Origin of the sequence: Roseomonas genomospecies 6 (genome assembly GCF_008365375.1) — a bacterium.
In the GTDB taxonomy this organism is placed as follows: domain Bacteria; phylum Pseudomonadota; class Alphaproteobacteria; order Azospirillales; family Azospirillaceae; genus Azospirillum.
This window is the reverse complement of the sequence record NZ_QOKW01000001.1, coordinates 463,841-473,330: the sequence shown is the minus strand read 5'-3', so window position 1 is coordinate 473,330 and position 9,490 is coordinate 463,841. Positions and strand designations below refer to the sequence as shown.

General features: G+C 67.7%; 8 protein-coding genes and 1 riboswitch. Of the genes, 7 read left to right on the top strand and 1 reads right to left on the bottom strand.

Going from position 1 to position 9,490, the window contains the following annotated elements; genetic code table 11:
* Positions 1-35: 35 nt before the first annotated feature.
* Positions 36-1,094 (bottom strand): cobalamin biosynthesis protein CobW, encoded by a 1,059-nt coding sequence (gene cobW, locus DS843_RS02185; protein WP_149467246.1) that lies wholly within the window; start codon positions 1,092-1,094, stop codon positions 36-38.
* A gap of 39 nt (positions 1,095-1,133) precedes the next feature.
* Positions 1,134-1,349: riboswitch (cobalamin riboswitch) on the bottom strand.
* A gap of 454 nt (positions 1,350-1,803) precedes the next feature.
* Between cobW and DS843_RS02180 the strand changes: the two genes are divergently transcribed.
* The 7 genes from DS843_RS02180 (at position 1,804) to DS843_RS02150 (ending at position 9,441) form a co-directional block, all read left to right on the top strand.
* Positions 1,804-2,568: an ABC transporter ATP-binding protein gene (locus DS843_RS02180; protein WP_149467245.1), complete on the top strand. Its 765-nt coding sequence runs from the start codon at positions 1,804-1,806 to the stop codon at positions 2,566-2,568.
* The gene (locus DS843_RS02175; RefSeq protein WP_149467244.1) at positions 2,561-3,283 is read left to right on the top strand and encodes an ABC transporter ATP-binding protein; all 723 of its coding nucleotides are present in this window, start codon (positions 2,561-2,563) and stop codon (positions 3,281-3,283) included. The genes DS843_RS02180 and DS843_RS02175 overlap by 8 nt, the downstream gene beginning before the upstream one ends.
* Before the next feature lie 39 nt (positions 3,284-3,322).
* Positions 3,323-4,525 carry an ABC transporter substrate-binding protein gene (locus tag DS843_RS02170; protein ID WP_149467243.1) on the top strand — a complete coding sequence of 401 codons (1,203 nt, stop codon included), beginning with the start codon at positions 3,323-3,325 and terminating at the stop codon, positions 4,523-4,525.
* A gap of 153 nt (positions 4,526-4,678) precedes the next feature.
* On the top strand, positions 4,679-5,566 hold the full coding sequence (locus tag DS843_RS02165; protein WP_149467242.1) for a branched-chain amino acid ABC transporter permease: 888 nt from the start codon (positions 4,679-4,681) through the stop codon (positions 5,564-5,566).
* A 3-nt stretch (positions 5,567-5,569) separates the two neighbouring features.
* Entirely contained in the window at positions 5,570-6,571 is a 1,002-nt protein-coding gene (locus DS843_RS02160; RefSeq protein WP_149467241.1) for a branched-chain amino acid ABC transporter permease, read from the top strand.
* 37 nt (positions 6,572-6,608) lie between these two features.
* Positions 6,609-8,588, top strand: coding sequence for an acetoacetate--CoA ligase (locus DS843_RS02155; protein WP_149467240.1), 1,980 nt, complete (start codon positions 6,609-6,611; stop codon positions 8,586-8,588).
* Positions 8,589-8,655: 67 nt separating this feature from the next.
* Positions 8,656-9,441 carry a 3-hydroxybutyrate dehydrogenase gene (locus DS843_RS02150; protein ID WP_149467239.1) on the top strand — a complete coding sequence of 262 codons (786 nt, stop codon included), beginning with the start codon at positions 8,656-8,658 and terminating at the stop codon, positions 9,439-9,441.
* The last annotated feature ends 49 nt before the right edge of the window (positions 9,442-9,490 follow it).

Genomic DNA, 9,490 nt, shown 5'->3' with positions numbered 1-9,490 from the left:
CGCGGGGCCCTCCCTCTCCCGGGACGGGAGAGGGTTTAATTCAACGCCGCGGTCACGGCGTCGCGGTCCAGGCCGGTTTCGCCGATCACCACCAGACGGCTGCGGCGCGGCTCGTCGGGCTTCCAGAAACGGTCGAAATGGGTCTGGATGCGCGTTCCCACGCCCTGCACCAACAGGCGCATCGGCTTGCCCGGCACGTCGATGAAGCCCTTCAGGCGCAGCACGCCGTGCGCCGCGGCCACGCGCTCCAGCGTCTTCGCCAGGGCCGCCGGATCGGGCTGCGGGCCGAGTTCCACGACGAAACTGGTGAAGTCGTCGTGGTCGTGGCCCTCCTCCTCGTCGTGATGGCTGGGGCGGTTGGCGAGGTCGTCCTCGGCCCCGGCCCCGACGCCCAGAAGCACCACCGGATCGACCTTGCCGTTGCTGGCGCGCAGGATCTTGGCCTCGCGTCCGGTGCCGCCCTCCGCCATGGCGGCGCGGATCAGGTCCTCGACCTTCGCCAGATCGGCGGCCCCCACCAGATCGGTCTTGTTCACCACGATCAGGTCGGCGCAGAGGAGCTGGTCCTCGAACACTTCCTCCACCGGGGTCTCGTGATCGAGCTGCCCGGTGTCGGCGGCCTGGGCGGCCAGCGCAGCCGGGTCGGGGGCGAAGCGGCCCTCCGCCGCGGCGGCGGCGTCCACCACCGCGACCACCCCGTCCACCGTCACCCGCGTCTTGATCGCCGGCCAGTGGAAAGCCTGGACCAGCGGCTTCGGCAGGGCGAGGCCGCTCGTCTCGATGATGATGTGCTCCGGCGGCTGGGGGCGGGCCAGCAGCTTCTCGATGGCCGGGACGAAATCGTCGGCGACGGTGCAGCACAGGCAGCCGTTCGCCAGCTCGATCACGTCGTCCTCGGTGCAGGTCGGGTCGCCGCAGGCGCGCAGGATTTCGCCGTCAATCCCGACGTCCCCGAACTCGTTGATGATCAGCGCCAGACGGCGCCCGGCGGCCTGTTCCAGCAGGCTGCGGATCAGCGTCGTCTTCCCGGCGCCGAGAAAGCCGGTGATGACGGTGGCCGGGGTCTTCCCGGCGGTCAGCGGGCCGGTGGTCATGATGCGGTTTCCTTGTCTCCGCCACACCCGGCGGATTGGATGAATGTCGGTCCGGCGGCAGGTTTCCTGGCTCGCGGGTCGCCATCTCGCCTCCCGCCTTCCCGGCCTGTCGGCCCGTGGCATTTTCGGAGGCGGACTCGCCGCATACAGTTGCGGGGGCAGCCGCGGCGTTGGACCCCATCCGGGCCCGCACCGCATTCCCTATTATCCCCGCGCCTTCACGGCGGACGGGGCACCGTCGGACGCGCAGAATTGCAGGCGGTCTCCCGATTTGCAAGCGGCCATTTGGCGGCGAACGGCGTGAGCGATCCGGGCGGGCGGGGCGGACTTTTACCACAGAGACACAGAGGCACAGAGGGGTGCGGCCCCCTTGACACGGTGTCAGGGGTGGCAGGGCGCCCCGATCAATCTCTCCGTGTCTCCGTGTCTCCGTGTCTCTGTGGTTCGCCCGCTTGATGCGCCGCGCCCTTATCAAACCCGGGACACTCCGCCCATCCCGCCGTTGGTGTGTCGGAAGATCGATACAGCCTGTCTGGAATGCTGACACTCCGGACAGTGTGCGGTGCGTATGACTGCTTCTCATGAATGAAGCGATTTCAATGGCTTGTCCGATTGAGACCCAATTGGCACGCCGCATGCTTATGTCATCGCAATCAAAAACGCGGACCGGCAGACGACGCGGACGAACAGGGAGGGACAAGCGGCACCCATGGCCGACGACATCATTCTGGAAGCGCGCGGACTCTCGAAGGAGTTCAAGGGCTTCATCGCGGTGAAGGAGGTGAACCTCCAGGTCCGCCGCGGCACCATCCATGCGCTGATCGGCCCGAACGGGGCGGGCAAGAGCACGGTCTTCAACCTGCTGACCAAGTTTCTGACGCCGACGCGCGGCCAGATCCTCTACAAGGGGCGCGACATCACCGCCATGAAGCCCGCCGACGTGGCGCTGCTCGGCATGGTGCGGTCCTTCCAGATCTCCGCCGTCTTCCCGCACCTCAGCGTGCTGGAGAATGTCCGCGTCGCGCTCCAGCGCCCGCGCGGCACCAGCTTCCATTTCTGGAAGCCGGAGGCCAGCCTGCACGATCTGCACGACCGCGCCGAGGAACTGATCGAGGCGGTGAACCTCACCCCCTGGGCCGGCCACACCGCCGCGGAACTGCCCTACGGGCGCAAGCGCGCGCTGGAGATCGCCACCACGCTGGCGCTCGATCCGGAGGTGATGCTGCTGGACGAGCCGCTGGCCGGCATGGGCCACGAGGACATCGAGCGCACCGCCGCCCTCATCAAGCGCGTGTCCGCCGACCGCACCATCCTGATGGTGGAGCACAACCTGTCGGTCGTCGCCCATCTGTCGGACACGATCACCGTGCTCCGCCGCGGCGAGATCCTGGCGGAGGGCGCATACGACGTCGTATCGCGCGATCCGCAGGTCATGGAAGCCTACATGGGGACGGGTGAGGTGGGGCATGCCTGACGGTTCGACCGTGAAGACCGCCATGCTGGAGATCCGCGACCTCCAGGCCTTCTATGGCGAGAGCCATGTGCTGCACGGCGTCAACATCGACGTGCGCCAGGGCGAGGTGGTGACCCTGCTGGGCCGCAACGGCGCCGGCAAGACGACCACCATGCGCTCCATCATGGGCATCGTCGGCAAGCGCACCGGCTCGATCCGCTTCCAGGGCAAGGAGCTGATCGGGATGGCGCAGCACAGGATACCGCGGCTCGGCATCGGCTATGTGCCGGAGGAGCGCGGCATCTTCGCCTCGCTCAGCGTGGACGAGAACCTGATGCTGCCCCCGGTGGTGAAGCCCGGCGGCATGACGGTGCCGCAGATCTACGAGCTGTTCCCCAATCTCCATGGCCGCGGCACCACCCAGGGCACGCGCCTGTCGGGCGGCGAGCAGCAGATGCTGGCCATCGCGCGCATCCTGCGCACCGGCGCCGACCTGATCCTTCTCGACGAGCCGACCGAGGGCCTTGCCCCCGTCATCATCGAACAGATCGGCGTGGCCGTGCGCAAGCTGAAGCAGCGCGGCTTCACCATCGTGCTGGTGGAACAGAACTTCCGCTTCGCCGCCACCATCGCCGACCGCCATTACGTGATGGAGGAAGGCCATGTCGTGGACATGATCCCCAACGATCAGCTCGCCCAGAACATGGACAAACTGCACACCTATCTCGGCGTCTGATCCAATCACACCAAGAAATCCAATCGGAGGGAGTTCGAAATGCTCAAGACGTTGCTTTGCGGGACCGCGCTGCTGGCGCTGACCGCCGGCGCCGCGCACGCGCAGGTCTCCAACAACGTGATCAAGATCGGCGTCATGAACGACCGGTCCGGCATCTACGCCGACCTCGCCGGCGAAGGCTCGGCCATCGCCGCGCGTCTGGCGGCGGAGGAGTTCGGCGGCAAGATCGCGGGCGCGCCGATCGAGATCGTCGTCGCCGATCACCAGAACAAGGCCGACATCGCCGCCAACACGGCGCGCGAGTGGATCGACGCCGGCAACGTGGACGTCATCGCCGACGTGCCGAACTCCGCCGCCGCTCTGGCGGTTCAGGGCATCACCAAGGACAAGAAGCGCATCTTCCTGATGTCCGGTCCGGGTTCGACCGACCTCAGCGGCAAGTCCTGCAGCCCCTACGGCTTCCAGTGGACCTACGACAACTACGCCATGGCCGCCGGCACCGCCCGCGCGCTGGTCGAGCAGGGCAAGAAGAACTGGTTCTTCATCACCGCGGACTACGCCTTCGGCCATTCGCTGGAGGATGAAACCACGAAGATGGTCAAGCAGCTCGACGGCAAGGTCGCGGGCAACGTCCGCCATCCGCTGGGCACCGCCGACTTCTCGTCCTACCTGCTCCAGGCCCAGGCGTCGAAGGCCGACGTGATCGGCCTCGCCAACGCGGGCGGTGACGCCACCAACGCCGTCAAGCAGGCGTCGGAGTTCGGCATCACCCAGTCGGGCCAGAGCCTCGCCGGCCTGCTGCTGTTCATCAGCGACGTGAACGCGCTGGGCCTCCAGGCCGCCCAGGGCCTTCTGCTGACCACCGGTTTCTACTGGGACATGGACGAGCAGACCCGCGAGTGGACCAAGAAGTTCGAGGCCAAGGCCGGCCGCAAGCCGACCATGGTCCAGGCCGGCGTCTACTCCGCCGTCCGCCACTATCTGAAGGCGGTCGAGGCCGTGGGTGGCGACGATGCGGACAAGGTCGCCGCCAAGATGCGCGAGACCCCGGTGAACGACATGTTCGCCAAGAACGGCAAGATCGCCGCGAACGGCCGCATGTTCCACGACATGTATCTGGCCCAGGTGAAGACCCCGGCCGAGTCCAAGGCCGCCTGGGACTACTACAAGGTCGTGAAGACGATCCCCGCCGAGCAGGCGTTCCTGGACCCGGCCAAGAGCGGTTGTTCGCTGGTGAAGTAAGGTTCTGAGACGGGTCCCCACCCAACCCTCCCCCACTTCGCGGGGGAGGGCTAAGTCCCCTCCCTCACCGAAGGTGGGGGAGGGTTGGGGAAGGGGCCCACCCCAAGCACCCAAACAAAAAATCAAAAATCCGATACATAGGGAGGGACGGTCATGTTCGACTTGCTGGGGGTGCCGCCCCAGGTCCTGTTCGGCCAGCTTCTGCTCGGCCTTATCAACGGGTCCTTCTACGCGCTGCTCAGCCTTGGGCTGGCGGTCATCTTCGGCATGCTGAACGTCATCAACTTCGCCCACGGCGCGCTCTACATGATCGGCGCCTTCGTGGCGTGGCTGCTGCTGACCAAGCTCGGCCTCGGCTACTGGTGGGCGCTGGGTCTGTCGCCGCTGATCGTCGGGTTGCTGGGCGTGGTGCTGGAAAAGACCATGCTGTCGCGCCTCTACAAGCTCGACCATCTCTACGGCCTGCTGCTGACCTTCGGCCTCGCCCTCATCATGGAAGGCGCCTTCCGCCACTTCTACGGCGTGTCGGGCCAGCCCTACCCCATCCCGGACGCGCTGCGCGGCGGTCAGAATCTGGGCTTCATGTTCCTGCCCAACTACCGCGGCTGGGTCGTCGTCGCCTCGCTGATCGTCTGCTTCGGGACATGGTACGCCATCGAGCGGACGCGGCTCGGCGCCTATCTGCGCGCCGCGACGGAGAATCCGGTGCTGGTCCAGGCCTTCGGCATCAACGTGCCGGTGATGATCACCGCCACCTACGGCTTCGGCGTGGCTCTGGCCGGTCTGGCCGGGGTGCTGGCCGCGCCGATCTATCAGGTGTCGCCGCTGATGGGCACCAACCTGATCATCGTGGTCTTCGCGGTGGTGGTGATCGGCGGCATGGGGTCGATCCTGGGCGCCATCGTCACCGGCCTGGGGCTGGGGCTGCTGGAGGGCCTGACCAAGGTCTTCTACCCGGAGGCCTCCAACATCGTGGTGTTCGTCGTGATGGCGATCGTCCTTCTCATCAAGCCCGCGGGCCTCTTCGGACGGGAGCGCTGAGCCATGGCCACCCAAATCAAGACGGCCAACGTCAATACGGCCGATACCCAGACGACCACCATCGCGCTGCGCCGCCCGGGGCAGGACACCGCCCGGAACGCCGCGATCCTCGGCATCGGCCTGCTCATCGCGCTGGCGGCACCCTTCGTGCTGTACCCCGTCTTCGTGATGAAGGTGCTGTGCTTCGCGCTGTTCGCCTGCGCCTTCAACCTGCTGATCGGCTTCGCCGGACTGCTCAGCTTCGGCCACGCCGCCTTCTTCGGCGGGGCGGCCTACATCACCGCCCATTCCGCCAAGGTCTGGGGGCTGGGGCCGGAGGTCAGCATCCTGCTCGGCGCCGGCTTCTCCGCCCTGCTGGGTCTCGCCTTCGGGGCGCTGGCGATCCGGCGGCAGGGCATCTACTTCGCCATGATCACGCTGGCGCTGTCGCAGATGGTCTTCTTCATGGCGCTGCAGCTCAAGTTCACCGGCGGCGAGGACGGCATCCAGGCGGTGCCGCGCGGGCATCTGTTCGGGGTGATCGACCTCAACAATTCCCTGTCCATGTACTACTTCGTGCTGGCGGTGTTCCTGTTCGGCTTCGCGGTGGTCTGGCGGGCGGTCCATTCGCCCTTCGGCCAGGTGCTGAAGGCGATCCGCGAGAACGAACCGCGCGCCGTGTCGCTGGGCTACCGGACGGAGCGCTACAAGCTGCTGGCCTTCGTCCTGTCGGCGAGCCTCGCCGGGCTGGCGGGCGGAACCAAGGCGCTGGTCTTCCAGCTCGCCTCGCTGACCGACGTGACGTGGCAGATGTCGGGCGAGGTGGTGCTGATGACTCTGCTCGGCGGCATGGGCACGCTGCTCGGCCCGGTGGTGGGCGCGGCGGTCGTCGTCACGCTGGAAAGCTATCTGGCGGCCACCAGCATGCCGGTTCCGGTGGTGATCGGCGCGATCTTCGTGGTCTGCGTGCTGGTCTTCCGCCGCGGCATCGTGGGCGAGCTTCAGGCGCGGTTCAGCCGCCGGTAAGCCTGAACCATAAAAACGAAGAAACAGGATCAGCACGATGGACAAAACGCCCTCTGATCAACCGTCCCTGGAAACGCCACTCTGGACCCCGTCGGAGGCGCGCGTGGCGGCCTCCAACCTGACGGCCTTCCGGCAGGCCGCGAACGCCCGCTTCGGGCTGCGGCTGGACGATTACGACGCGCTCTACGACTGGTCGGTCGCCCGCAAGGAGGACTTCTGGCGCTTCCTGTGGGAGTGGGCCGGGCTGAAGGGCGATCTCGGCGCGGTGGCGCTGGCCGACGGCGACAGGATGCCCGGCGCCCAATGGTTCCCCGAAGCCCGCCTGAACTACGCCGAGAACCTGCTCGCCAACGCCCCCGAGGGCGAGGCCGTCGTCTTCTGGGCCGAGGACAAGGTCAAGCGCCGCTGGTCGGGCGCCGAGCTGACCGCCGAGGTCTCCCGCCTCCAGCAGGCGCTGAAAGCCGCCGGCGTCGGCAAGGGCGACCGCGTCGCCGCCGTCGTGCCCAACATGCCCGAGACGCTGGCCGCCATGCTCGCCACCGCCAGCCTCGGCGCCATCTGGTCCTCCTGCTCCCCCGACTTCGGCGTCCAGGGCATCACCGACCGCTTCGGCCAGATCGAGCCCACCGTCCTCTTCGCCCCCGACGCCTACTGGTACAACGGCAAGAGCCACGACATCCGGGCCAAGATCGCCCAGGTGCTGACCGAGCTGCCCACCGTCAAGGCCGCCGTCATCATCCCCTACGTCGACGAGACGCCCGACGTCTCGACCATCCGCGGCGGCGTCACCTGGACCGACTTCCTCGCCCCCTTCGCGGCGGCGGAGCCGAGCTTCGAGCGGGTGCCCTTCAACCACCCGCTGTTCATCCTCTTCTCCTCGGGCACCACCGGCAAGCCTAAGTGCATCGTCCACGGCACCGGCGGCACGCTGATCCAGCACGTCAAGGAACACCGCCTGCACAGCGACGTGAAGCCGGGCGACCGCGTCTTCTACTACACCACCTGCGGCTGGATGATGTGGAACTGGCTGGTCTCCGGGCTGGCCGCCGGGGCGACGCTGCTCTTGTACGACGGCTCGCCCTTCGCGCCGGACGGCACCATCCTGTTCGACTACGCCGACGCGGAGGGGATGACGCTGTTCGGCACCTCGGCCAAGTTCATCCAGCAGGCCGAGAAGTCGGGGCTGGAGCCGATGCGCACGCACAGCCTGTCCACGCTGCGGGCACTGGCCTCGACCGGCTCGCCGCTGATGCCGGAGAACTTCGAATACGTCTACCGCGCCATCAAGGCGGACGTGCATCTGGCCTCGATCAGCGGCGGCACGGACATCGTGAGCTGCTTCGTGCTGGGCAACCCGACCGCTCCGGTGTGGGCGGGCGAGCTTCAGACGGCGGGGCTCGGCATGGCGGTGGCGGCCTTCGACGACGCCGGCCACGCGGTCAGCGGGGAGAAGGGCGAGCTGGTCTGCACGCGGCCCTTCCCGAGCATGCCCGTGGGCTTCTGGGCCGACCCGGACGGGGCGAAGTACCGGGCGGCCTATTTCGAGCGCTTTCCCAATGTGTGGACGCACGGCGACTTCATCGAGCGGACGGCGCATGGCGGCTGGGTGATCTACGGGCGCTCCGACGCGGTGCTCAATCCCGGCGGGGTGCGCATCGGGACGGCGGAGATCTACCGGCAGGTGGAGCAGTTGCCGGAGATCCTGGAGGCGGTGTGCATCGGCCAGGAGTGGGACGGCGACGTGCGCGTCATCCTGTTCGTGGTGCTGCGCGAGGGGCTGACGCTCGACAAGGCTCTGGAGGACACGATCCGTAAGCGGATCAAGGAGAACTGCTCGCCGCGGCACGTTCCGGCGCGGATCGTGGCGGTCAAGGACATCCCGCGCACGCGCTCGGGCAAGATCACCGAACTGGCGGTGCGCGACGCGGTGCACGGGCGCCCGATCAAGAACACCGAGGCCCTGGCCAACCCCATGGCGCTCGACGAGTTCCGCGAGCGCCCGGAGCTGGAAGGCTGACCAGCGCCCAGCCCTCTCCCCGGAGGGGGGAGGGGACTTGAACCATCAAGACAACAGAGGATAAGCCATGACCTTGACTCAGAAGGTCGCGGTGGTCACCGGCTCGACCAGCGGGATCGGGTTGGGCATCGCGCGGGCTTTGGCTGGGGCCGGGGCGGACGTGGTGCTGAACGGCTTCGGCGAGGTGGGCGCCATCGAAGAGCTGCGTGCCGGTCTGGCCGCGGAGTTCGGGGTGCGCGTCGGCTATCACGGCGCCGACCTGTCGAAGCCCTCGGAGATCGCCGCGCTGATCGCCCACGCGGAGGAGACCTTCGGTTCCGTCGACGTGCTGGTGAACAACGCGGGCATCCAGCACGTCGCCCCGGTCGAGGACTTCCCGGCGGAGCGCTGGGACGCGGTGATCGCGCTCAACCTGTCGGCGGTCTTCCACGGCATCCACCACGCCCTGCCGGGCATGAAGCGGCGCGGCTGGGGGCGCATCCTCAACATCGCCTCGGTGCACGGCCATGTCGCGTCGGTCAACAAGGCGGCCTACGTCGCGGCCAAGCACGGCGTGGTCGGTCTGACCAAGACGGTGGCGCTGGAGACGGCGGGGACGGGCATCACCTGCAACGCCATCTGTCCGGGCTGGGTGCTGACCCCGCTGGTGCAGAAGCAGATCGACGCCATCGCCTCCTCCAAGAACATCCCGGAACCGCAGGCGCGGGCGGAACTTCTGGGCGCCAAGCAGCCCTCCGGCGCCTTCGTGACGCCGGACGAGCTGGGCGGGCTGGCGGTCTTCCTGTGCTCCGACTCGGCGGCGCAGATGACCGGCGCCAGCCTGCTGATGGACGGCGGCTGGACGGCGCAGTGATGGCTTCGTTGCACTCTCCCGCCCCGGGAGAGGGAGGGACCCGCCGCTT